Source organism: Solimonas sp. SE-A11 (assembly GCF_030345715.1).
Classification (GTDB): Bacteria; Pseudomonadota; Gammaproteobacteria; order Nevskiales; family Nevskiaceae; genus Solimonas_A.
This window is the reverse complement of sequence record NZ_JAUASX010000001.1, coordinates 343,406-365,421: the sequence shown is the minus strand read 5'-3', so window position 1 is coordinate 365,421 and position 22,016 is coordinate 343,406. Positions and strand designations below refer to the sequence as shown.

General features: G+C 67.5%; 28 protein-coding genes. 8 read left to right on the top strand and 20 right to left on the bottom strand.

The features are described from left to right. Nucleotides 1-20: 20 nt before the first annotated feature. Nucleotides 21-857 carry an S-formylglutathione hydrolase gene (gene fghA / locus QT386_RS01925; protein ID WP_289272039.1) on the bottom strand — a complete coding sequence of 279 codons (837 nt, stop codon included), beginning with the start codon at nucleotides 855-857 and terminating at the stop codon, nucleotides 21-23. Continuing rightward, nucleotides 857-1,966, bottom strand: coding sequence for an S-(hydroxymethyl)glutathione dehydrogenase/class III alcohol dehydrogenase (locus QT386_RS01920; RefSeq protein ID WP_289272038.1), 1,110 nt, complete (start codon nucleotides 1,964-1,966; stop codon nucleotides 857-859). Before QT386_RS01920 ends, fghA begins: the two co-directional genes overlap by 1 nt. Nucleotides 1,967-2,348: 382 nt before the next feature. On the opposite strand from QT386_RS01920, the gene QT386_RS01915 reads away from it, so the two are divergent. Then, nucleotides 2,349-2,537, top strand: coding sequence for a DUF4169 family protein (locus tag QT386_RS01915; protein ID WP_289272037.1), 189 nt, complete (start codon nucleotides 2,349-2,351; stop codon nucleotides 2,535-2,537). Here QT386_RS01915 and QT386_RS01910 read toward each other — a convergent pair whose 3' ends face one another. After that, nucleotides 2,538-2,885: a hypothetical protein gene (locus QT386_RS01910; protein WP_289272036.1), complete on the bottom strand. Its 348-nt coding sequence runs from the start codon at nucleotides 2,883-2,885 to the stop codon at nucleotides 2,538-2,540. Nucleotides 2,886-3,008: 123 nt separating this feature from the next. Here QT386_RS01910 and QT386_RS01905 point away from each other — a divergent pair, with 123 nt between their 5' ends. After that, the gene (locus QT386_RS01905; RefSeq protein ID WP_289272035.1) at nucleotides 3,009-3,224 is read left to right on the top strand and encodes a hypothetical protein; all 216 of its coding nucleotides are present in this window, start codon (nucleotides 3,009-3,011) and stop codon (nucleotides 3,222-3,224) included. Here the strand turns inward: QT386_RS01905 and QT386_RS01900 are convergent. Further along, a complete protein-coding gene (locus QT386_RS01900; RefSeq protein WP_289272034.1) occupies nucleotides 3,219-3,665 on the bottom strand; it encodes an HIT family protein in 447 nt (148 codons plus the stop codon). The two genes, QT386_RS01905 and QT386_RS01900, sit on opposite strands and share 6 nt — an antisense overlap. Beyond that, entirely contained in the window at nucleotides 3,662-4,123 is a 462-nt protein-coding gene (locus tag QT386_RS01895; RefSeq protein ID WP_289272033.1) for a DUF1801 domain-containing protein, read from the bottom strand. The genes QT386_RS01900 and QT386_RS01895 overlap by 4 nt, the downstream gene beginning before the upstream one ends. A 116-nt stretch (nucleotides 4,124-4,239) precedes the next feature. Between QT386_RS01895 and QT386_RS01890 the strand changes: the two genes are divergently transcribed. Next, on the top strand, nucleotides 4,240-4,761 hold the full coding sequence (locus QT386_RS01890) for a nuclear transport factor 2 family protein (protein WP_289272032.1): 522 nt from the start codon (nucleotides 4,240-4,242) through the stop codon (nucleotides 4,759-4,761). Nucleotides 4,762-5,022: 261 nt separating this feature from the next. Here QT386_RS01890 and QT386_RS01885 read toward each other — a convergent pair whose 3' ends face one another. The 8 genes from QT386_RS01885 to QT386_RS01850 form a co-directional block, all read right to left on the bottom strand. Further along, the gene (locus tag QT386_RS01885) at nucleotides 5,023-5,826 is read right to left on the bottom strand and encodes an ABC transporter permease (protein ID WP_289272031.1); all 804 of its coding nucleotides are present in this window, start codon (nucleotides 5,824-5,826) and stop codon (nucleotides 5,023-5,025) included. Further along, entirely contained in the window at nucleotides 5,823-6,590 is a 768-nt protein-coding gene (locus QT386_RS01880) for an ABC transporter ATP-binding protein (RefSeq protein WP_289272030.1), read from the bottom strand. Before QT386_RS01880 ends, QT386_RS01885 begins: the two co-directional genes overlap by 4 nt. Nucleotides 6,591-6,623: 33 nt before the next feature. Next, entirely contained in the window at nucleotides 6,624-6,851 is a 228-nt protein-coding gene (locus QT386_RS01875; RefSeq protein WP_289272029.1) for a DUF1161 domain-containing protein, read from the bottom strand. Between the two features lie 32 nt (nucleotides 6,852-6,883). Beyond that, nucleotides 6,884-7,105, bottom strand: coding sequence for a DUF1161 domain-containing protein (locus QT386_RS01870; RefSeq protein ID WP_289272028.1), 222 nt, complete (start codon nucleotides 7,103-7,105; stop codon nucleotides 6,884-6,886). 52 nt (nucleotides 7,106-7,157) lie between these two features. Next, nucleotides 7,158-8,342 carry a cytochrome P450 gene (locus tag QT386_RS01865; RefSeq protein ID WP_289272027.1) on the bottom strand — a complete coding sequence of 395 codons (1,185 nt, stop codon included), beginning with the start codon at nucleotides 8,340-8,342 and terminating at the stop codon, nucleotides 7,158-7,160. Nucleotides 8,343-8,355: 13 nt separating this feature from the next. After that, the gene (locus tag QT386_RS01860; RefSeq protein ID WP_289272026.1) at nucleotides 8,356-9,513 is read right to left on the bottom strand and encodes an epoxide hydrolase family protein; all 1,158 of its coding nucleotides are present in this window, start codon (nucleotides 9,511-9,513) and stop codon (nucleotides 8,356-8,358) included. Between the two features lie 202 nt (nucleotides 9,514-9,715). Then, nucleotides 9,716-10,630 carry a crotonase/enoyl-CoA hydratase family protein gene (locus QT386_RS01855; RefSeq protein WP_289272025.1) on the bottom strand — a complete coding sequence of 305 codons (915 nt, stop codon included), beginning with the start codon at nucleotides 10,628-10,630 and terminating at the stop codon, nucleotides 9,716-9,718. A gap of 100 nt (nucleotides 10,631-10,730) precedes the next feature. Then, nucleotides 10,731-11,525, bottom strand: a complete 795-nt coding sequence (locus tag QT386_RS01850; protein ID WP_367401367.1) for a crotonase/enoyl-CoA hydratase family protein — start codon at nucleotides 11,523-11,525, stop codon at nucleotides 10,731-10,733. A 58-nt stretch (nucleotides 11,526-11,583) separates the two neighbouring features. Between QT386_RS01850 and QT386_RS01845 the strand changes: the two genes are divergently transcribed. After that, nucleotides 11,584-12,375: a PaaX family transcriptional regulator C-terminal domain-containing protein gene (locus QT386_RS01845; protein WP_289272023.1), complete on the top strand. Its 792-nt coding sequence runs from the start codon at nucleotides 11,584-11,586 to the stop codon at nucleotides 12,373-12,375. Between the two features lie 2 nt (nucleotides 12,376-12,377). On the opposite strand, the gene QT386_RS01840 is transcribed toward QT386_RS01845, so the two are convergent. Beyond that, nucleotides 12,378-13,259, bottom strand: a complete 882-nt coding sequence (locus QT386_RS01840; protein ID WP_289272022.1) for a LysR family transcriptional regulator — start codon at nucleotides 13,257-13,259, stop codon at nucleotides 12,378-12,380. A gap of 154 nt (nucleotides 13,260-13,413) precedes the next feature. Here QT386_RS01840 and QT386_RS01835 point away from each other — a divergent pair, with 154 nt between their 5' ends. From QT386_RS01835 to QT386_RS01820, 4 genes are read left to right on the top strand one after another with little or no spacing between them, the layout of a single operon-like run. Next, entirely contained in the window at nucleotides 13,414-14,358 is a 945-nt protein-coding gene (locus QT386_RS01835) for an alpha/beta fold hydrolase (protein ID WP_289272021.1), read from the top strand. Between the two features lie 30 nt (nucleotides 14,359-14,388). Further along, on the top strand, nucleotides 14,389-15,198 hold the full coding sequence (locus QT386_RS01830) for an SDR family oxidoreductase (RefSeq protein WP_289272020.1): 810 nt from the start codon (nucleotides 14,389-14,391) through the stop codon (nucleotides 15,196-15,198). Nucleotides 15,199-15,231: 33 nt separating this feature from the next. Then, a complete protein-coding gene (locus QT386_RS01825) occupies nucleotides 15,232-15,711 on the top strand; it encodes a hypothetical protein (protein ID WP_289272019.1) in 480 nt (159 codons plus the stop codon). A gap of 28 nt (nucleotides 15,712-15,739) precedes the next feature. Beyond that, nucleotides 15,740-17,026 (top strand): acetyl-CoA C-acyltransferase, encoded by a 1,287-nt coding sequence (locus QT386_RS01820; RefSeq protein WP_289272018.1) that lies wholly within the window; start codon nucleotides 15,740-15,742, stop codon nucleotides 17,024-17,026. 38 nt (nucleotides 17,027-17,064) lie between these two features. Here the strand turns inward: QT386_RS01820 and QT386_RS01815 are convergent, their stop codons facing one another. The 6 genes from QT386_RS01815 to QT386_RS01790 form a co-directional block, all read right to left on the bottom strand. Then, on the bottom strand, nucleotides 17,065-18,294 hold the full coding sequence (locus QT386_RS01815; RefSeq protein WP_289272017.1) for an NAD(P)/FAD-dependent oxidoreductase: 1,230 nt from the start codon (nucleotides 18,292-18,294) through the stop codon (nucleotides 17,065-17,067). Between the two features lie 129 nt (nucleotides 18,295-18,423). Beyond that, on the bottom strand, nucleotides 18,424-19,713 hold the full coding sequence (locus tag QT386_RS01810) for a tetratricopeptide repeat protein (RefSeq protein WP_289272016.1): 1,290 nt from the start codon (nucleotides 19,711-19,713) through the stop codon (nucleotides 18,424-18,426). A gap of 8 nt (nucleotides 19,714-19,721) precedes the next feature. Continuing rightward, nucleotides 19,722-20,435: an energy transducer TonB gene (locus QT386_RS01805; RefSeq protein ID WP_289272015.1), complete on the bottom strand. Its 714-nt coding sequence runs from the start codon at nucleotides 20,433-20,435 to the stop codon at nucleotides 19,722-19,724. Beyond that, nucleotides 20,435-20,842 (bottom strand): biopolymer transporter ExbD, encoded by a 408-nt coding sequence (locus QT386_RS01800; RefSeq protein WP_289272014.1) that lies wholly within the window; start codon nucleotides 20,840-20,842, stop codon nucleotides 20,435-20,437. Before QT386_RS01800 ends, QT386_RS01805 begins: the two co-directional genes overlap by 1 nt. 25 nt (nucleotides 20,843-20,867) lie before the next feature. Further along, the gene (locus tag QT386_RS01795) at nucleotides 20,868-21,293 is read right to left on the bottom strand and encodes a biopolymer transporter ExbD (protein ID WP_289272013.1); all 426 of its coding nucleotides are present in this window, start codon (nucleotides 21,291-21,293) and stop codon (nucleotides 20,868-20,870) included. Nucleotides 21,294-21,306: 13 nt separating this feature from the next. Then, nucleotides 21,307-21,837 (bottom strand): MotA/TolQ/ExbB proton channel family protein, encoded by a 531-nt coding sequence (locus QT386_RS01790; protein WP_289272012.1) that lies wholly within the window; start codon nucleotides 21,835-21,837, stop codon nucleotides 21,307-21,309. Nucleotides 21,838-22,016 lie beyond the last annotated feature (179 nt).

The following is a 22,016-nucleotide window of genomic DNA, read 5'->3' as shown; positions in this document are numbered from 1 at the left end:
GGACGCCGGGCGACCTCGCCTCAGGCGCCCAGTTGCGCGGCGTGGTGCCGCAGGTGATCACCGATGAAACTCTGGATGAACCAGTAGGAGTGATCGTAGCCGGGTTGCAGGCGCAGCGTCAGCGACTGCCCCGAGCGCTGCGCCGCATCCTGCAGGGCCTGCGGATGCAGTTCCCGTTCCAGGAATGGGTCCGATTGTCCCTGGTCGACCAGGATGTCGCCGGGATAGGGCTGGCGCGCCATCAGCAGGCTCGCGTCCCACTCGCGCCACTGCGACTCGTCCGCACCCAGGTAACGGCCGAGGGCTTTCTGGCCCCAGGGCACGGCGACCGGATTGGCGATGGGCGCGAAGGCGGACACCGACTGCCAGCGCTGCGGGTGGCGCAGCGCCGTGACCAGCGCGCCGTGCCCGCCCATGGAGTGGCCGAAGATGCCGCGGCGGCCGGGCGCGGCCGGCAGTTGCGCTTCCACCAGCGCGGGCAGTTCCTCGTTGATGTAGCGGCCCATGCGGTAGTGCGGCGCCCAGGGCATTTCTGTGGCGTCGAGGTAGAAGCCGGCGCCGACGCCAAAGTCCCAGTGCTCCGCGTCGCCGGGCAGGTCGAGCCCGCGCGGCGAGGTGTCGCAGGCCACCAGCATCAGCCCCAGCTCCGCGGCCAGGCGCTGGGCGCCGGCCTTGATCATGAAGGTCTCTTCCGTGCAGGTGAGGCCCGCCAGGAAGTACAGCGCCGGCACCTTGCCCTGCTCCGCCTGCGGCGGCAGGTAGGCGGAAAAGCGCATCTCGGTGCCGGTGGACTCGGAGGCGTGGCTGTACACGCATTGCCAGCCGCCGAAACAACGCTGGCGCGAGAGCTCCTTCATCAGTACACCACGACGCTGCGGATCGACTCTCCGCGCGTCATCAGGTCGAAGCCTTCGTTGATCTTCTCGAACGGCAGGACGTGCGTGATCAGGTCGTCGATGTTGATGCGCTTGTCCATGTACCAGTCGACGATCTTGGGCACGTCGGTGCGGCCGCGGGCGCCGCCGAAGGCGGAGCCGATCCAGCGGCGGCCGGTGACGAGCTGGAACGGACGGGTGGCGATCTCGGCGCCGGCCGGGGCTACGCCGATGATGGTGGAGACGCCCCAGCCCTTATGGCAGCACTCCAACGCCTGGCGCATGACCTGCACGTTGCCGATGCACTCGAAGCTGTAGTCGGCACCGCCGCGGGTCAGCTCCACCAGGTGGGCGACGAGATCGCCCTGCACGTCCTTGGGATTGACGAAGTGCGTCATGCCGAAGCGGCGCGCAATGGCCTCGCGCTCGGGATTCATGTCGACGCCGACGATCATGTTGGCGCCGACCATCTTCAGGCCCTGGATGACGTTGAGGCCGATGCCGCCGAGGCCGAAGACGACGCAGTTGGTGCCGGCCTCGACCTTGGCGGTGAAGATCACTGCGCCGATGCCGGTGGTGACGCCGCAGCCGATGTAGCAGATTTTGTCGAAGGGCGCGTCCTCGCGCACCTTGGCCAGCGCGATCTCCGGCATCACCGTGTAGTTGGCGAAGGTGGAGCAGCCCATGTAGTGCAGGATCGGCTTGCCGTTGAGCGAGAAGCGGCTGGTGCCATCCGGCATGAGGCCGCGGCCCTGGGTGCCGCGGATCTTCTGGCAGAGGTTGGTCTTCTGCGAGGTGCAGTAGTCACACTCGCGGCATTCCGGCGTGTACAGCGGGATCACGTGATCGCCCCTCTTCAGCGACTTGACGCCGGGCCCCACGTCCACCACCACGCCGGCCCCCTCATGACCGAGGATCGACGGGAACAGGCCTTCCGGATCGGCGCCGGAGAGCGTGTACTTGTCGGTATGGCAGATGCCGGTGGCCTTGATCTCCACCAGGACCTCGCCCTCGCGCGGGCCCTCCAGGTCCACCATCTCCAGGCTCAGGGGTTTGCCGGCCTCGAGGGCCACGGCGGCGCGGGTTTTCATTCTGTTCTCTCCTAGGGGGTCTGTTAACACTACCGCAATCACTGCGACGGCGACCATTTTGACGCAGGGCTAAGTCCCGTCACGCGCGGAGTACTTGACGTACATAAGCGGGGCGGGACAACGCCATGCGCCAAAATGGTCCCGCCCTTCGGGTGCCACCAGATTTGCCGCCATGCTGTGTTACTCGTCGGTTATTGAGGCCCGCCCAACGCCCTCCTCGCGCCTTGCCTGGCGGCAAATCTGGTGGCATCGCAGCGATCGCGGTAGCGTTAACAGACCCCAAGGGGGAATGCGGACGATACGACATCCGGATGAAAGCGGCGTTCAGGCTCGCCTCGGGTGTCGCGGGGGCCTATTATCGGCTCCCCGGCGGAGAGACGTCATGGCCGACATCATCAACCTGAACAAGGCGCGCAAGCGCAAGGCCCGCGCGGAGGCGGAGCAGCTGGCGGCCGAGAACCGCGTGCGCTTCGGCCGCACGCGCGAGCAGCGCCAACTGGATGAAGTGCAGGCCGAGGATGCGCGTCGCCGCATGGACCAGCTGCGGCGAGAGCCTCCTGCAGACGATTAACTACTCCGAGAATACGATCGGATCGTCCAGGTCCTGACAGAAATCCTGCTTGCTCGGTGGGCTGACGCTGCCATCGGCGAACTTGGCACGAATCCACTGCTCGCAGGGTTCGTCGTCAGTGCTGGCGTCCCAGGTCAGCGTCTCGGTGGCGCCGGCCTTGATGCCGCGGCCGATGTCGAAATCTCCCCAGGCCTGGCGATCGATCGACACCTGAAGCGCGGTGATGCGCGACCCGGTATCGTTGCTGACCTTGAAGTACCACTCACTGTCCCTGGCAGCGGCGTTTCCGGCCACCAGCAGCAGGCTCGCGATCCACACGACGTGATTCGTCAGACGGTTGCTGGACATCCCATATTCCCCGGCGGCGGCGCTGTCACTGTGAGCGCCATGACCTAGTATGTCGGACCGAACGCCTGCGACCCTGCCACCCAATCGGGGTGTTCCCTCCCCTACTGCATACCGAAGGAAACCATGATCTCCGACCAGCTCCACGCCCGCCTGACCGTTCTGGAAGGCCTCGTCATGGGCCTGCTGGCCCAGAGCCGCGAACCCGAGCTCATCCACGCCGTGGCCCGCGAGCACGTCGCCGACGTGCTGAAGGTGCTGGATGCCGATCCGGCCGCCGCCAGCCTGGCCGCAGCGCTGCGGCGCCAGACGGAGCAGTCGATCCCCGGGGAGCCGCTATAGCGCGCTGCGGATTTCCGCCGCGGCGGCTTCCAGCTTGCCGCGCCGTTCCGGGGTCTCGCGCCGCGGGATGGTGATCGTGGTGATGTGCCAGGCCAGCCGCGCCAGGGTGTGCAGCGTGTCGCTGCCGTAGCGCGGGATCACATGGATGTGCACGTGCGGCACGGTCTGGCTGGCGGCCTTGCCGTCGTTCACCAGCAGGTGCTGGGCCCGGCTGCCCAGGCCCTGGCGCTGCGCGCGGCCGATGCGGTTGGCCGTCTCCCAGAGATGCGCGCGGGTCAGCGCGTCGAGCTGGTCCAGCGTCGCCACCGCGCGACGCGGCACTACGAGCACGTGGCCGCGAGTAACGGGGTTGATGTCCATGAAGGCGACGCAGCGCGCGTCCTGGTGCACGAAGCTGGCGGACAGCTCGCCGGCGATGATGCGTTCGAAGATGGTGGTCATGAGGTCTTGCGCTTCGTGGTGGTCTTCTTCGTGGCGGATTTCTTTGCTGTCTTTGTTGCCGCGATCTTCTTTGCCGGTACGGCCGGATTGCCCAGCGACTGGTTGAGCGCCACCGCCTGGCGCACCAGCGCCTTCACCTTCGCCGGACTGATGGCGGTGTCGGCCTGCAGCCCCAGGGTGGCCATCTCGTAATTGCCGCCGGGCTTCAGGCGCGGCTCGGTCTCCCGCAGGCGCTGGCCACGCCAGAAGCCGAACAACACGCGCGTCTCCTCGGCGCGGATCAGCAGCACCGGGCCGTTGGCGAAATAGACCAGGTGGCCCCACTTCACCGCTTCTTCCAGTTCCGCTGCGCCACGCACGGCCTGGCGAAGCTTCTGCACCTGCGCCTGCTGCCAGCCCTGCAGGGCGGCGACATAGGCGTCCGGATTCTCGGCGGGCGGGGCTTTGGGCATCGGCATGGCGCGGACTTTACCCTCCACCCTCGCCTGCGGCCAGCCGCGCTCGCCCGATCGGGTGAGGCCGCTCCCGCCAGCCGCGCGCAGGATGGCCGGACGACATTACGAGGAGACGAGTCATGGCCATCAGCCCCCAGCAACTGGAAGCGCGAGCCCAAGCGATGCAGGACGCCTTCGTCGAGGCCGCCCGCCGCAACGAGTGGGCCTGGATCGCCGATGAGTTCTATGCGCAGGACTGTGAATACCTCTGCGAGTACGCCGGCACCATGCGTGTCTACGCCAAGAACCGCGACGAGATCCGCGCCACCCATTACGGCCGCGACATGATGGTGGGCTGGGAGGGCTGGAGCTTCCCGATCGAACGCTATGCCACGCACGGCAACCAGATCATCACGCATTGGTGGAACCGCGGGCCGGGGCAACGCGCAGATGGGAGCTATTACCAGACGCCGGGGGTTTCGTTCATCACGGTGGGCGACGATGGCTTGTTCACCTACCAGCTCGACCTGTTCGATCTGGCGCACCAGATGCATCTCTGCGACGAACTGGAAACCGCGGGGCTGCTGTCGGCGCAGTTGAAGCAGCAGTGGGTGGTGCCGACGAAGCACCGGTTGATCGGGATGTTGCAGAAGGGGTTGTGACGCGGTTGGCGGCGGCTTGATCGCGTTCACCCCTCGACGGGTTCAGCAACAAGGGCGGGAAAGCACAGCGCATCCCGCCGCTTCGGAATGCCGGATACGCTTCGTTTTCCTGCCCTCCTGGCGCTTTAGCCGAATCCAGTCTTCAGGTACCCATGACACCTGAACGGCGTAGTCGCCGGCACCATGTCTCAGATCTCGACCGAAGACCCGTCGCCCCTCACCCCAACCCTCTCCCCGCACGCGGGGAGAGGGGATGACGACTCAGTTCACACTCTCGGCGCTATACCGCGCCAGCAACCCGCTATTCACCGCATGACGGTGCACGCGCGCGAACAGCCAGCCCGCCAGGAACACCTGCAGCAGCGCCAATGCCAGGCCGCCCAGCAGCATCGGCCAGGACACGCCCTGCCCTGCCACCACGGCGCGCATGCCCTCGAAGACGTAGGACGGCGGCATCAGGCGGCTGATGGCCTGCATCCATTCCGGCAGCGTGGACAAGGGATAGAACACGGCGGCGAAGGGCGACAGCACGGCGGGCAGCGGCCACACCAGCCATTCCGAGGCAGGGCCGTAGCGCAGCACGATGGCGCTGGCGACGATGCCTAGCGCGATGCCGAACAGGAACAGCACCAGCAGGAAGGGCAGCAGCAGGATGCCGTAGGCGAAGAATGACAGGCCGAAGCCGGCGCTGGCGAGCAGTAGCATCACCGCCAGGCCCAGCATGCTGGCAGCGGTGCTGGTGACGACCAGGCCGCTGACGTATTCGGAGATGGTCAGCGGCGTGGCAAAGACATTGAGGAAGTTGCGTGACCACAGGTCCTCGAAGAAGGCGGTGGTCACGCCCTGCATCACGCGGCCGAAGAAATCCCACAGCAGCACGGCGCCCAAAAGTTGCGGCACGAAGTCGATACCGGAAGGGCCCGCTGCATTGAGCCAGCGCGTGAAGAAACCCCAGAGCACGATATCCACGGCGACCCAGGCGAACAGGGGCAGCACGCGCGTGGGGCTGCTGCGCATCAGGTATACCTGGCGCAGCACCACGCCGGCGACGGCACGCCATTTCATCGGCCACCTCCGAACTGCAGCGGCTCGCGCGCGACGCGGATGAACAGGTCTTCCAGCGAGTCGGCGCCGTGCTCCTGCGGCAGTGTGCACGGATCACCCTGCAGCAGCAGGCGGCCGCGCGACATCAGCAGCACGCGGTCGCAGACTTCCTCCACCTCGCCCATGTTGTGGGAGGTCCAGAGGATGCCTCCGCCTTCCTCGCGCGCCAGGCGGCGGATCAGCTGGCGGATGTCCTGCGCGGTGGCGGGGTCCAGCGAGGCGGTGGGCTCGTCCAGCAGCAGCAACGGCGGGCGGTTGAGCATGGCCTTGGCCAGGCACACGCGGGTCTGCTCGCCGGAGGACAGCAGGCCGCAGCGGGTGTCGCGGAAACGCTCCAGGGCGAACTGCAGCAGCAGCGCGTCGATGCGTGCGGAAAGATCGCGCACGCCGTAGATCAGGCCGAAGTAGCGCAGGTTCTGCCAGACCGTGAGGTTGCCGGGCAGCGGCGCGTAGACAGCGGCGAAGTTGGTGCGTGCCAGGGCCTGCTCGCGACGGCGGGCGACGTCGATGCCGTCCACCAGCACCTGCCCGGCGCTGGGCTGCAGCACGCCGAGCACCATGTTGATGGTGGTGGTCTTGCCGGCACCATTGGGGCCGAGCAGGCCGACGATTTCGCCGCGGCCGACGTCGAAGGACAGCTCTTCGACGGCCACGAGCTCGCGGTAGCGCTTGTGCAGCGCCCGCACCGACAGCACGGGAGGGCGGGAGGTTTCGGCAGGGATCATGCGTGAAGCATAACCCGCCGCCCGCTGCCGGAATCAGAGGCTTTGCGTGCGCTTGTAGACGATGCGCTTGGCGCCGGCGTCGCAACTGCCGACCACCTTGCCACCGTTGGCCTCGGCCGCCGGCACCACGTCGAGCGAGTAGGACTTGACGCCCTTGCCATCGAGATGGGCGGCGATCTCGCCCTTGAGTTCGTCGCAGGGCTTGGCCGCCACGGCCAGGGTCGGCAAGGTGAGGACGGCCGCGAGGATGATCTGCTTCATGTGAGTACGCTCCCTGTTCCCGTTGCGCCGGCTCAGTTCCGACGGTAGACCAGCTTCGTCGCCCCGCTGTCGCAGCTTCCGACGACGGTCTGGTCGCCCACCTGGGCGGCCGGCACCAGCCTCAGAGAATAGCCGCGAATGCCCTTGGATTCGATCTTGGCGGAAATCTCCGCCCCCAGTTCTTCGCAGGCCTTGGCCGGCAAGGCGGGCGTCGCCATGGTGGCGAGCGCGGCCCCGAGCAGGATGTGACGCATTGGTGAAACCCCGGTATACGGCGGGCCCCCGCCCGCTTGGGGCTAGATTAGCTCATCCGGGGACGGGGAAAGTTGCAGGGACATGGGTAAATCCGCGCACATTGGGATTGTGGGCGCGCCTGAGGCCGGATTCATCGATTTCGTAGTCCGGGATGCGCTTGAGTATCTCCTCGAACACCACGCGGGCCTCCAGGCGGGCCAGGGCCGAGCCCAGGCAGGCATGGATGCCCATGCCGAAGGCCATGTGGTCGCGGGCGCCGCGGGTGATGTCGTAATGGTCCGGGTCCCGGTACTTGTCGGCGTCGCGGTTGGCGGAAATGATGCAGAGGCCGACGCGCGCGCCCTCGGGGATGGTCTTGCCGCGCAGGCTCACGTCCTTGCCGGCGCGGCGCACGATGATCTGCGAGGAGCCGTCGAAGCGCAGGGTCTCCTCGACGGCGTTGGCCATCAGCGAAGGATCGCGCGCCAGCAGGGCGCGCTGGTCCTTGTGCTGCCACAGCCGGTAGGCCATGTTGCCGATCAGCTTGGTGGTGGTCTCGTTGCCGGCGATGGCCAGCAGGATCAGCGTGCCCACGGTCTGCTTGCGGCTCATGGTGCCGGCCTTCTCGGCGCGCAGCATGATCTCCACCAGGCCCTCGGCGTTGCCAGCGGCCTCGAACTTCGCGGAGTGCGTCTCGAAGTAGGTGGCCATGTTGATGAAGCCGTTGATGTTGCGCTCGGACAGGGCGTGCTGCTTGTCCTCGCGGGCGATCAGGTCGTCGGCCCAGCCGCGCACCCGGTCCTGGTCTTCCGGCGGCACGCTGGTGAGCGTGGAGATGACGTCCATCGGCAGGAAGCAGCCGAGATCGTCGACGAAGTCGAGCTTGCCGGATTTGAGCTTCGCTTCCAGCAGGCGCACGGTCTTGTCGCGGATGTACTGCTCCAGCGCCTGCACAGCGGAGGGCGTCATCAGCGGCATGAACAGGTTGCGAACCCGCGTGTGCTCGGGCGGATCGCTGAAGATGAACATGGGGTACGGCAGCGCCTCGGTGGAGCCCTTTTCCAGCGAGGTGGCGCCGGTGTTGATGAAGCTCTTGAAGTCGCGGAAGGCGCCGAAGACGTCATCCCACTTGGTCAGGAACCACAGGTCCAGCTTCTCGTTGTAATGCACCGGGTCCTGCTCGCGCAGGGCCTTGTACGTGGGGTAAGGATCCCAGTGGAAGGCGTGGTCGTAGGGATCGAGCTGCAGGCTGGACATGGGGGCTCCTCTGTCATTTCTTCTCGTGGGCGCGCAGCTTTCCTGCGAACGCCCAGAGGTCTTCGGCGAACAGTTGCGGCTGCTCCAGCGCGGCGAAGTGGCCGCCGCGCGGTGGCTCGCTCCAGTGGATCAGCGGGTAGGCCTGCTCGCACCAGGCGCGCGGCATGCGCACGATCTCGTTGGGGTAGCTTGCGAAACCGGTGGGCACGGTGATCTTGCCCGGCGGCTCCTTGCGCTGCAGGCTTTGCGCGAATTCGCGGTACAGGCGGATGCCGGAGGCGATGGTGCCGGTGAACCAGTACAGCGAGACCTGCGTCAGCAGCGTGTCGCGGTCCACCGCGGCGTCCTGGCTCCAGCCGCCGTACTTCTCGCCGATCCAGGCGCACCAGCCGGCGGGCGAGTCGGTGAGCGCGTAGGCCAGCGTCTGCGGGCGGGTGGCCTGCTGGCGGTAGTAGCCCATGCCGTCGCGGCGGTGCGCGTCGGAGGCGGCCAGCCAGGCCAGCTCGTGCGGCTGCACCTGCTTCATCGCCGCGGCCAGGTCGCGCGGCGGCGTGAAGGTGACGAGGTTCAGGTGCAGGCCGTCGACGTGGGCGGCATCGTCCACCGCCATGTAGTGCGAGACCACCGATCCCCAGTCGCCGCCCTGCAATATGTAGCGCTCGTAGCCCAGTTCCTGCATCAGGCGCGCCTGGCGTCGGCCGATCTGGCGCGGGCTCATGCCGGGCTTGCCCGACGACGGCGAGCCACCGTAGCCCTGCAGCGAGGGCAGCACGAGATGGAAGGCGTCGGCCGCGTTGCCACCGTAGCGCTCAGGCTCGGTCAGGCGCGGCACGGCCTCGAAGAATTCCAGCACCGAACCGGGCCAGCCGTGCGTCAGCAGCAGCGGGCGCGCGTGCGCATGCGGTGAGCGGATGTGGACGTAGTGCAGGTCCAGGCCGTCGATGTCGATGAGGTACTGCGGGTAGCGGTTGAGGCGCGTCTCGGCTGCCGCGAAGTCGAAGCCGTCCTGCCAGTACTCGACCAGGGCACGGGCCTGGCCCAGCGGCAAGCCGGCGGCATTGCCCTCGCCTTCCAGTTCGTCGGGCCAGCGCGTCCAGGCCAGGCGCTGGCGCAGCTCGGCTACGGCAGCGGGCGGGAACTCGAAACGGAACGGGCGCGGAGGCTGGGTCATGGGCGGATCCAAGGTAGCGGGCTGGACGGGCGGGAATCGCCCTGCATTTGGGTGAGCATTCCTGGAGTGCCTTGAATGGCACTCCAGGAATGCGAACGCCTGGCCCATTTAACCAGCTACTGTCTCGCGATGGACGGCTCCCCAGAGTTCGCGGCCGCGCTCTTCCACAAGCTCAGGGCGAACGGCTGGAAACCTGGGCTGTTCAGCCTTTAAACGTCGACAACCCAAAGTCCCCGAACGGCTCATCCCGCTCACGCACCGCCGTGCGGAATCCCGCCTCGGCCGCGCGCTGCTGGAAGGCGTAGCCTTCCGGGGTATGCCGGGTGATGCCGTCGAACACCGTGCCGAGGACCTGGGTGCTGTGCAGGCCCTGGGACATGACGCTCTGGTTGAGTAGTAGCTTCATCATCACCAGCTGGTTCACCGGCATGCGGGCGATGCGCTCCAGCAGGATCTCGAAGCGCGCGTCCAACTGATCCGGCGGCGCGGACTCGATGGCCAGCCCCCATTCCTTCGCCTCCTTGCCGGAGAGGCAGTCGCCGGTGAACAGCAGGCGCTTGGATTTCTCCAGGCCGATGCGGTGGAACCAGATGGAGGTGGTGGGCGAGCCCCAGACGCGTGCGGGCGGATAGCCGATCTTGGCGTCGTCGGCGATCACCAGCAGGTCGGAGCACAGCGCCATGTCGGTGCCGCCGGCCACGCAGAAGCCGTGGACCTTGCAGACCACCGGCTTCTCGCTGTGGAACAGGCTCATGAAGCCCTTCACGTTGCGGCTCATCATGGCGTAGTCGGTCATGGGGTCCCACTGCGAACCCGGCACGTGGTTCTGCATTTGCACCCGAGGGTCCAGCACCGAGCCCTTGGGCCGATACGGGCTTTCCTCGCCGATGGCCATGCTCTCGGCGCTGTCGACGAGGTCATAGCCACCGCAAAATCCGGTGCCGTTGCCCGACAGGGCAATGACGTGCACCGCGGGGTCGATGTTGGCGCGCTCGACACACTCCGCCAGTTCGCGCGGCAGGCCCATGGTGATGCCGTTGCCGCGCGAGGGACGGTTGAGGGTGATGCGGGCGATGCGGCCGGTGACGGCGTAGGTCATCGTCTTGAGCGTGTCCATGACTTCTCCGATCAGATCTTCTTGTAGGAGCCAGCTTGCTGGCGACAGCGAGCCTTGAAGTCGCCAGCAAGCTGGCTCCTACCATGACTGTAAGGCTCGGCTAGAACTTCCCGCCCCTTCCCACACCACCACTGAAGCGCGTCGCACCGGCCACCGTCTCGCCGCTGCCCAGCGTCTTCAGGCCATGCGCGAATTCGTTGGCGATGGCGGCATCCTCCGCCAGGCCCCACTGCTCGTAGGCACTGCGACGGTCCCCGCGCATGCATTGCTGCGGGAAGGCGGCGAGTTGCAGGGCCAGCTTCTCGGCCTCGGCCCGCGCCTGGCCGGCGGGCACCACGCGATTGGCGAGGCCGAAGGACAGGGCCTCTGCCGCGTCCACCGGGCGGCCGGTGAGGATCATGTCCATCGCGCGGCTCATGCCGATGGCGCGCGGCAGGCGCACGGTGCCGCCGTCGATCAGCGGCACGCCGAAGCGGCGGCAGAACACGCCGAACACCGCGGTCTGGTCGGCCACGCGCAGGTCGCACCACAGCGCCAGCTCGATGCCGCCGGCCACGCAGTAGCCCGACACCGCGGCGATCACGGGCTTGGACAGCTGCATGCGCGAGGGCCCCATCGGGCCGTCGCCGACGGTGTCGATGCGGTTGGCGCGCGCGGGATCACCACCGGCCACGGCCTTCAGGTCGGCACCGGCGCAGAAGTGCTCGCCGGCTCCGGACAGGATCGCCACCGACAGCTCGGGGTCGGCGTCGAAGTCGCGGAAGGCGGTGGCCAGTTGCGCGGCAGTGACGCCGTCCACGGCGTTGCGTGCCTGCGGCCGGTTGATCGTCACCCACAGCAGCGGGGGACGCCGCTCGATCAGGACTTCGCTCACGATTGTTACTCCAAATGGCATTCAATGAAAGTCTATGTAATGTTTCACCCACTGGCAAACGCTGCCTTACCATGCGCGCATGATCCCCAAGCCAAGACGCCTGATCCTGGGCCTGCTGCTCGCCGCGGAAGGCCAGCCCCTGTCGGTACGCGACGCCATCGCCGGCTGCGGCCTGTTCGGCATCAGCGCCAACAGCGTGCGCGTCGCCCTGGTGCGCCTGTCGGCCGACGGGCTGATCGAGGCGACCGAGCGCGGCAGCTACCGCCTGGGCGCCAGCGCCCACGAGCTGGCCGATGACGTGGCCACCTGGCGCCACGCGGAGCAGCGCCTGCGGCCCTGGCAGGGCGGCTGGCTGGCGGTGCACTGCGCCGGGCTGGGCCGCAGCGACCGCGTGGCATTGCGCCGCCGCACGCGGGCACTGGCGATGCTCGGCTTCCGCGAGCTCGACGGCGGGCTGCACCTGCGGCCGGACAACATCGAGGACAGCGTGGACGCGGTACGCAAGCGTCTGCATGCGCTGGGGCTGGAGAAGCAGGCGCCGGTGTTCGTGGCGGGCGAGTTCGATACCGCGCGCGAGGCGGCGATCCGCAAACTCTGGGACGGCAAGGCGCTGAACGCCAGCTACCGCAAGCTGCGCGTGCAACTGGAGGAATGGCTGGCGCGTGCCGACCGGCTGGAGCCGGAAGCCGCCGCGCGCGAGTCCTACCTGCTAGGCAGCAATGCGATCCGCCACGTGGTCTATGACCCGCTGCTGCCGGCGCCGCTGGTGGACGCCGACGCGCGCCATGCCTTCGTCGAGACCGTGCGCCGCTTCGACCGCGCCGGCCAGGACATCTGGCGCAAGCTCGGCTCTCTCTCCGGAAAACCTTAAGGCTACGTACCGCGCAGCGCCGCCGCTTCGCGCTCGAACAACTCCGCCAGCCAGTCCGACACCGCGCGGAAGCGCTTGATGCGCGACGCGTCGCGGTGACTCAGCAGCCACAACTCGCGCGTCACCACCGGCGCGCCCAGCTGTTTCAGGCCCTGTCGCGAGCCGACGATGCAGGGCAGCAGCGCCAGGCCCAGGCCCTGCTCGCAGGCGCGCGCCAGTGTGGTGACGTTGCTGACCCGCAGGATGCGCCGGGCAATGCCCAGCTCCGACAGCCAGCGCATCTCCGGCAAGCCATCCAGCTCCTCGCCGTAGCTCAGCCAAGGCTGTTCGCTCCAGCGCTCCGGCAACACCTGCGCATGGGCGCCGGCACCGAATACCGCGAAGCCGATGTCGCCGACCTTGCGCATCAGGATGGCGGCGTCCTGGGTGGGCTGCGCCAGGCGCAGCGCGAAGTCGGCCTCGCGGCGCGTGAAGGACAGGTTGCTGTTGTCGGTGAGCAGTTGCAGGTCCAGTTTCGGATGGCACTGCAGCAGTGCCGGCAGGTGGTCCAGCAGCCAGTGGTCGAACAGCACGTTGACGGCGGTGAGCCGCACTCGGCCGCTGATGCCCTCGCCTTCGGCCCGCGTCTCGGCCTGCAGGGCCTGCACCTCGCCCAGGGCGCGCTCGGCGTGGGCGATGAACACGGTACCGGCATCGGTGGGCTCATAGCCGCGGTTGCTGCGGATGAATAGGCGCGTGCCCATGGCGGCTTCCACCGCTGCGACACGCCGGCTGATGGTGGAGACATCCACCCCCAGGTCGCGCGCGGCCGAACTCATGCTGCCAGCCCGGGCCAGCGCCAGCAGCAGCGGGATATCGTTCCAGTCCAACGCAGAAATCCCCATGCCCCGCCCCATCAGCCCGTCCCCAGGCTCCCATCTTTGCATTTTTGCAAAGGCAGCTTGCAAGCGCGGCGATTCCGCCGCGCCGGGCCGGGTCGCAATCTGTACCTAGGCAGGACACGACGTTCCGCCGCCAACCACCACAGGGAGCACCGACATGACCCACCACAGCCCGCTGGCCACCCGCCGCGAAATCCTGGTCGCCGGCATCGGCGCCGTTGCCGCCGCCGCGGGCCTGCCAGCCGCGGCCGCCAGCCCGGCCAAGCGCGGCATCCAGGGCAGCGGCTCCGTCACCACCAAGGACGGCACCCCCATCTTCTACAAGGATTGGGGCAAGGGGCAGCCAGTGCTGTTCAGCCATGGCTGGCCGCTGACGGCCGATGCCTGGGACGCCCAGATGGTCTTCCTGGGGCAGAAGGGATATCGCGTGATTGCCCATGACCGCCGAAGCCACGGCCGCTCTGGCCAGACCTGGGATGGCAACGACATGGACACCTACGCCGACGATCTGCAGACCCTGATCGAAACACTGGACCTGAAGAACCTGATCCTGGTGGGCCACTCCACCGGCGGCGGCGAGATCACCCACTACATGGGTCGCCACGGCACGAAACGCGTCGCCAAGGCGGTGCTCGTGGGCGCGGTGCCGCCGCTGATGCTCAAGACCGCCGCCAATCCCGGCGGCCTGCCGCTGGCAGTGTTCGACGGCATCCGCAAGGGCACCTACGACGACCGCTCGCAGTTCTTCCGTGACCTGACGATGCCCTTCTACGGTTACAACCGCCCTGGTGCCAAGGTCTCGGAGGGCGTGCGCCAGTCGTTCTGGCTGCAGGGGATGATGGGCGGCATCAAGGGCCAGCTCGACTGCATCCACGAGTTCTCCGCGGTCGACTACACCCCGGACCTGCAAAAGATCGACGTGCCAACGCTGTTCATCCACGGCGACGACGACCAGATCGTGCCGATCGGCGCCTCCGCGCTGCTGGCCGCCAAGATCGTCAAGAACTCCACCCTCAAGGTCTACAAGGGGGCCGACCACGGCCTGACGGTGACCCACCAGGATCGCTTCAACGCGGACCTGCTGGACTTCATCAAGTCCTGATCTCTCCAGATTCGCGCGAAAGGAACTCTCATGACCACCTCGAAGATCTCCGGCACCGTCCTGATCACCGGCGCCTCCTCCGGCATCGGCGCCACCTATGCCGAACGGCTCGCCCGCCGCGGCCACGACCTGATCCTGGTGGCACGCGACCGTGCACGCCTGGAGGCCCTGGCCCAGCGCCTGCGCGACGAAGCCGGCGTGAATGTCGAAATCGTGGTCGCCGACCTCAATCGCCGCGAAGACCTGGCGGCCGTCGAGACCCAACTGCGCGGCGACGAACGCATCGGCCTGCTGATCAACAATGCCGGCGTGGCCGTCAACGGTCCGCTGCTGGAGGCCGATCCCGCGAAGCTCGAAGCCATGATCCAGCTCAACAGCGTCGCCGCCACGCGGCTGGCGCTGGCCGCCGCCGAGGCTTTCGCCGCCCAGGGGCACGGCACCATCGTCAACATGGGGTCTGTGACCTCGCTGCTGCCGGAACGCTTCAATGGCGTCTATGCCGCCACCAAGGCCTACCTGCTGACGCTGAGCCAGGCGCTGGCGCAGGAGCTGGCGCCGCGCGGCGTGCACGTGCAGGCGGTGCTGCCCGGGGCGACACGCACGCCGATCTGGGATCAGCCCGGCACGTCTGCCGAATCGCTGCCGCCGGAAATGGTGATGGAGGCTGGCGACATGGTGGACGCGGCGCTGGCCGGGCTGGATCAGGGCGAGATCGTGACCATCCCCTCGCTGCCCGACGCCGCGAACTGGGCCGCCTATGACGCACGGCGCCTGGCGATGGCGCCCCATCTGTCGTTGAGCCAACCCGCTGCCCGCTACCGCAACGCCGTCCTGTCGTAAACGCCACCTGCACTCATCATCAGGGAGCCCGCCATGTTCGATCTCAAGACCTTCACCCTCATACACGTCATCATCAGCCTGCTGGCGCTGGTAGCCGGCCTTGCCCTGCTGTTCGCCTGGCGCGGCGGCAAGGCGCAGCCGGGGCTGGCGACGGCCACCCTCGTGCTGCTGCTGGCCACCAGCATCACCGGGTTCATGTTCCCCTTCATCAAGTTCCTGCCCTCGCATGCCTTCGGCATCCTGTCGCTGATCCTGCTGGCCGGGACGCTGGTGGCACGCTGGAGCCAGCGCCTGGCCGGGCACTGGCTGACGGTCTACGGCGCCACGCTGGCCATCGCGGTGTATCTGGACGCCTTCGTAGCCTTGGTGCAGGCTCTGCAGAAGATTCCGGCCCTGAACGCGCTGGCGCCTAGCGACAAGTCGCCGGGCTTCATGATCACCCAGGGCCTGTTGCTGGTCGTCTTCGTCCTGCTGGGCAGGTCCGCCGTGCGCGGCCTGCGCGGCTCCGCCTGAACCCTGTCGCCCGCCAAGGAAGAACGTCATGACCAAGAAGAACCCTCCGCCCCAGGCCTGGATCGCCTCCGGTGTCCGTACGCCCTTCGCCAAGGTAGACGGTGCCCTGGCCTCTCACGACGCCATCGAGCTGTCGGTGCCGGTGGTGCAGGCCATGCTGCAGCGCCTGGACGGCGCCGCGCCGGACTTCGCCGTCTGGGGCAGCGTGGTGCCCAACCTCACCTGGAGCAACCTCGCCCGCGAGGTGCTGATGGAAGCCGGCGCGCCGGCCACGATCACCGCCTTCTCCACCGTGATGGCCTGCTCCACCAGCATGATCGGCGCCATCGAAGCTGCCGGCATGCTCAACGACAGCAGCCGCCAGCTGGCGCTGGTCGGCGGCGTGGAGAGCATGAGCCGTGTGCAGATCGGCCTGGGCCAGACCCTGTCCGACTGGCTTCGCAAGTTCCAGAAGACCAAGACCACCGGCGAGAAGCTGCAGCACCTGGCCCGCCTGAAGATGGCGGACGTGGGGCTCTACATTCCGTCCGTGACCAACCGTACCACCGGCAAGAGCATGGGCGAGCACACCGAGATCACCGCCAAGGAATGGCTGATCCCGCGCGCCGCGCAGGACGAAAGCGCCCTGGCCAGCCACAAGAACGCGGTGGCGGCCTGGGAGCGCGGCTTCTTCGACGACCTGGTGATCCCGCTGGGCGATGTGAAGCGTGACGGCATCCCGCGCAAGGACACGACGCTGGAGAAGCTCGGCAAGCTGCCGCCGGCCTTCGACCGTGACAGCGGAAAGGGCACGCTCAGCGCCGGCAACTCCTCGCCGCTGACCGACGGCGCCGCCGCCATCTGGGTAGGCACCGAGGCGGGCCTGTTCAAGCTCGCCAAGGACACGCCGCGCGTGAAGCTGGTGGACTGGGAGATTGCTTCCATCGACTTCCGCCATGAGGGCCTGCTGATGGCGCCGGCCTTCGCGATCCCGCGCCTGCTGGAGCGCCAGGGCCTGACCTACAACGACGTCGGCCTGTGGGAGATCCACGAGGCGTTCTCGGCGCAGGTGCTGTTCCACATCAAGGCGATGGAGGACGTGGCCTTCCTGCACCAGAAGGCCGGGGTCAAGGCGGTGATGGGCACCTTCCCGCGCGACCGCGTGAACCCCAACGGCGGCAGCGTCGCCATCGGCCACCCCTTCGGTGCCACCGGCGCGCGCATCCTCAGCCAGGCGGTGAAGGAACTCGCCGCCATGCCCAGCGGCACGCTGGGCATCGTCAGCATCTGCGCCGACGGCGGCCAGGGCAGCGTGGTGCTGCTGCAGGCGGCCTGAGCGTACCGCCCCCCCACCGCCATGCGACGGGGCCGGATTCAGGACGGCAGCAGGGATTTCAGCGGCACGCTGGCGTCGGCCAGCAGGGCCGGATCGAGCGTCGCCGCCGCGGCCACCAGCTTCTTCGCCAGCATGAATTCCTGCGGGCGATTCACCACGTCGGCCGCGATCAGTCGGCCCTCGCGCAGGTAGAACGCGGAGAAGTCCCGCGCCAGCTGCAGATCCCCGCGAAGCACCAGGCGATCATGGCCTTGCGACAGGCCGACCATCTGCAGCTTCAGGTCGTATTGGTCCGACCAGAACCACGGCACCGTGCGGTAGGGCTCCTGGGCACCGAGCAGCGTCGCCGCGGCCGTGCGGGCCTGCTCCAGCGCGTTCTGCACCGACTCCAGGCGCAGCCGGCGCCCGGCGAAGGCACTGGGATGGTTGGCGCAATCTCCCGCGGCGACGATCTGCGGATCCGAGCTGCGGGCGCATTCGTCCACCACGATGCCGTCGGCCACTTCCAGGCCGGCCTGCAGCGCCAGATCGACATTGGGCAGCAGGCCGATGCCCACTAGCACGTGATCCGCCGCAATCAGCCGGCCGTCCGCCAGTTGCACCGCCTCCACCGCGTCCCGGCCCAGCACTGCCGCGACCTGCGCCCCGGTGACCAGATCCACCCCCGCCTCGCGATGCGCGCGCTCGAAGAAGTCCGAAATCTGGGGCGCGGTCACGCGTGCCAGCACGCGCTCCAGGCCTTCCAGCAGCGTGACCCTGGCTCCGGCCTTGATCGCCGCCGCGGCCGCCTCCAGCCCGATGAAGCCGCCGCCGATGATGACCAGCCGGCTGCCTTCTCGAAGCGCCGGGCGCAGGGCACGCGCGTCATCCATGCTGCGCAGCACCTGCACCCCGCGCAGGTCGCCGCCCGGGACCGGCAGCGGGCGCGCGCGTCCGCCGGTGGTCAGGGCCAGGCCGCGGTAGGCGATGCGGCGGCCATCGGCCAGTTCCACCTCACGGTGCTGTCGGTGCAGGTGAACGACCCGTGCGCCGCCGATGAACTCGATGGCATGCCGCTGCAGTTGTGCAGGCGGCACGGCATGGAGCGCCGCCTCGTCCGCCGTGCCGGCCAGGTAGGCCTTGGACAAGGGCGGGCGCTTGTACGGCGGCCAGGCCTCGTCGCCCAGCAGCACGATGCGGCCCGCATGGCCGCGCCGCCGCAGCTCCACGCACAGCTCCGCGCCCGCCTGCCCGGCGCCGATCACCACGATGTCGCTCTGCTCCGTCATTTCAGCATTCCGCATGGACGGGCCGTTGCCGGCCCCTAAAAAAGAAACCCCTTCGCGGGGAGGAAGGGGTTGAAGTCCTCCACAACTTTGACGAGGGAGAGATGTGGTGGAGGAGGAGGAAGACGAGGACTACATGGCGCGGACCGCTTCGCGGCGCGCGATCTCCTGGTCGACGAACTTGATCCAGTTGCCGGCGGCATCGGCCAGTGCCGGCGACTGCGCCGCCGCCACGAACTGCGTGCGTGCTTCTGCGAACTGCTTGTCGTTGAACAGTGCGGTGCCCAGCTGCATGTGCGCGTCGGCCGGCTTGTCCAGGCCCTTGGCCTTGAGCGCCGTGCGGAAGGCACCGGCGGCGCTCTTCCAATCGCCGGTCTCGTTGTAGGCCTGGCCGAGGTAGATGTAGTGCTTGGCCTCGCCGGTCATCTCGGCGAGCGTCTTCAGTACAGGGATCTGCTGGCGGTATTCCTGAGAGAGGGCCAGGGCCTGCGCGAACAGCTGCAGGTTTTCCGGAGAGGCCTTGATGCTCTTGTTCTTCATGCCGCCCGCCATCAGGCGCACGGCCGCGTAGGGGACCTCCTGCACCATGTACAGCCGCGCCAGGTTCAACAGGTCAGTCTCCGCGGTGATCAAACGATTGCGATAGGCCGCATGCATCAGGGCCAGCTGCTGGCGCTGCTGGTCCATCAGGCCGCGCATGCCGGCCAGCTGCTGCCAGTAGCTGCCCTTGTCCGGATGGCTGGCCACCAGGATCTCCAGCACCTTGGCCGCCTTGGCGTATTCCTTGCGCTCGTAATAGATCGCTCGCAGCAGCGCCAGGGCGGCTTCCTTCGGCACCACGCCGCGCTCGCGCGAGATCTTCATCGAGGTGGTCAGGGCCTTCTCGGCCTCCGGATACTTCTGCGTCTGGTAGTAGGCCTGCGCCAGCAGCGCATAGGCATCCGGGCTGGGCTCGGCCACCACGACCAGCCACTGGTTCACGGTCTGGATCGCCTTGGGATAATCCTCGGCGATGAAGTGCAGCTGCGCCATGGCGTAGAGGCTGCTGTCACGCAGGCCCTCCGGCAGGTTCGGCTGCTTCAATACCAAGGCATAGGACTCCAGCGCCTTCGGCGTGTTGTCCAGCGCATACCAGGTGGCGGCGTAGAGGTTGTACAGCGTGGCGCGCTCATAGTCGTTGAGCTTGGCTTCGCCGGCGCGCAGGCCGTCCAGGGAGGACAGCGCCCCCTTGTAGTCCTTGGCCTCGAAGGCCTTCTGCGCAACCTCCATCTTCTTGTAGGTCTCGGCGCGGATCACGCCGGTCTGCTTGCTGGGCGGAGGCGCCGGCTTTCCCTTTGACTTCTCCTTGGCGTCCGCCACGATGACGCCGAAGGCGAGCAGCACGCTGAGGGTGCCGCACAGGATCAGGTTCTTCACGTTCACCGGGCACCTCATCTCTTGTCGAGCTCGAAGCGGATCAAGTGCTGGACATTGGGCACGGCGATCGGCTTGCCACTTTCGACACGCGGCTTGTACTTGAACTTGAGCACGGCCTTCTTGGCCGCCTCGTCGAACACCCCCGGCGGCTGCGACTCGATCACCTTCGGGTCGGTCACCCCGCCCGCCTCCGTCACCGTGAAGCTCAGCAGCACCCAGCCCTCGATGCCCTGGCTCTGCGCACGGGCCGGGTACATCGGCGCCACCTTCACGATCGGCAGGTACTCACCATCCGTCGATGACAAGCCAAAACTGGACTTCACCTGCGTGGAGTTCTCCAGCTTCATGTTGATGGCGACGTTGGTGTTGGTCGGCCCCTGGATCTGCGTGGTCTGCACCGGCACCTCCGGCGGCGCCTCGGGGCGATCCGGCATCTCCGGCGGCGGCTTGCGCTCGCGGCTCTCGATCTCGAAGTTCTTGGCCAGGCGCAGGAAATCCACCGTCGGCAGGATCTCGCCGTTGGGCACGGCGCCCGTGGTCGAATGGATCAGGGCATAGAGCAGCCAGAACAGTCCGACCATGGACACGCAGGCCAGGCCCAGGGGTGCGATGAAGCGCAAGGGGCTCAACTGCGGCTGCTCACCGATCGGCGGGTTGTTCGGGACGCCGCTGTTGCGGTCCACCACGAACAGCGGCACGCGATCACCCGTGGAGGTGGAACTGGCCATCACTCGGCTCCCTTGGTCGCCACCGACACGCTATCCACGCCGCCGGCCCGCACCTGGTCCATCACCTGGGCCATGATTCCGCTCTCGGAGGCCTTGTCGGCCAGGATCACCACCGTGTCCTCGGGGCGCTCGGCATGCATGCGTTCCACCAGGGCACGCACCTCCGGCATCGTCACCTTCTTGCGATCCATCCAGACCTCGCCGTTGGGACGCACCGCGATCAGGATGTTGCCGCTGGCCTTGGACTCGGCCGTCTCGGCCTGCTCCTTGTCCACCTTGACGCCGGCCTGCTTGACGAAGCTGGTGATGATGATGAAGAAGATCAGAAGGTTGAGTACGAAATCCAGCATCGGCGCCAGGTCGATGCCGTGACGTCCGTCGTCGGTTGCGTGTCGGCGGGCTTGCATGGGTGTCTCCTCAGGCTCGCTCTGGTTATTTGCTCGTGGTCGGCTGCAGCATGACGTTCATCGCCCCACCCGCCCGGGCCTGGTCCATGGCCTTGACCACCATGCCCGTGGGGGCCTTGGTGTTGGCCACCACGATCACCGGACCGTCCGGCTTCTCGCCCCTGAAACGTTCCACGTTGGCGCGGACTGCGGCCGGGTCCACCAATCTCTGGTCGATCGAGATGTCGCCGTTCTTGTGCACGGCGATGAACAGGGTGCTGTTGTCCTCTTCCTGCTGCTTCTGGTTCGGCGGAGAGGGAGGCGGGGTGTTGAGTGAGAGCCCCACCTCTTTGACGAAGACGGCGGTGATGATGAAGAAGATCAGCAGGTTCAGCACGAAGTCGAGCATCGGCGCGAGGTCGATGGCCTCCTCGTCGTGCTCGACGTGCTGGCGGCGGTGGCGCAGGCCCATGGCGAAGGAATTCCTAGAAGGTGAAGCGGTCGGCCAGCAGTTCGGTCTGCTTGGCGATCTTCGACTGGAAATAGAACACCGGGTACATACCGGTGACGCTCACCGCCAGGCCCGTCATCGTGCAGTTCATGGCCTTGGACACGCCGCTGGCCATGGTGCGTGCGTCGGCCGAGCCCAGGATCGACATGGAGTCGAACACCTCGAGCATGCCGTGCACGGTCCCCACCAGGCCCAGCAGCGGGCACATGGGGATCAGGACTTTCAGCACCGGCATGTTCTCGGACATGGCGCCGTTGAGCCGCGAGATCATGGCGGTGCGGATCTGGTGCGACATCCAGGACTGGTGTCCCGGACGCCCCTGCCACTGACCCAGCAGGCGCTGGGTCATGCCGGGGAAATGGGTCCGGAAGAACCACAGGCGCTCGAAGATCAGCGTCCACATCAGGACGCCGGCCACCAGGATCCACATCACGAACGGCCCGCCGGCGATGGTCAGCTGGCTGACCGCGTGCAACGGAGCGAGCAGGATCTCAGGACCTGTCATGGCATTCCCCGGTCGCAGCGTTGCCCCGCCGTGGGTGCCAGGCTAGGCGCGAGGAGGACGTTTGGCGGGCCCAAACAACCGACGAGCAACAACGCCTGGCGCCCGCGGCGGGGATAACCCGCAGGGCCGGGGCCGCTTGGGCGCCCTGCGATGCCGAAGATGTCCGGCACCGTTTCAAC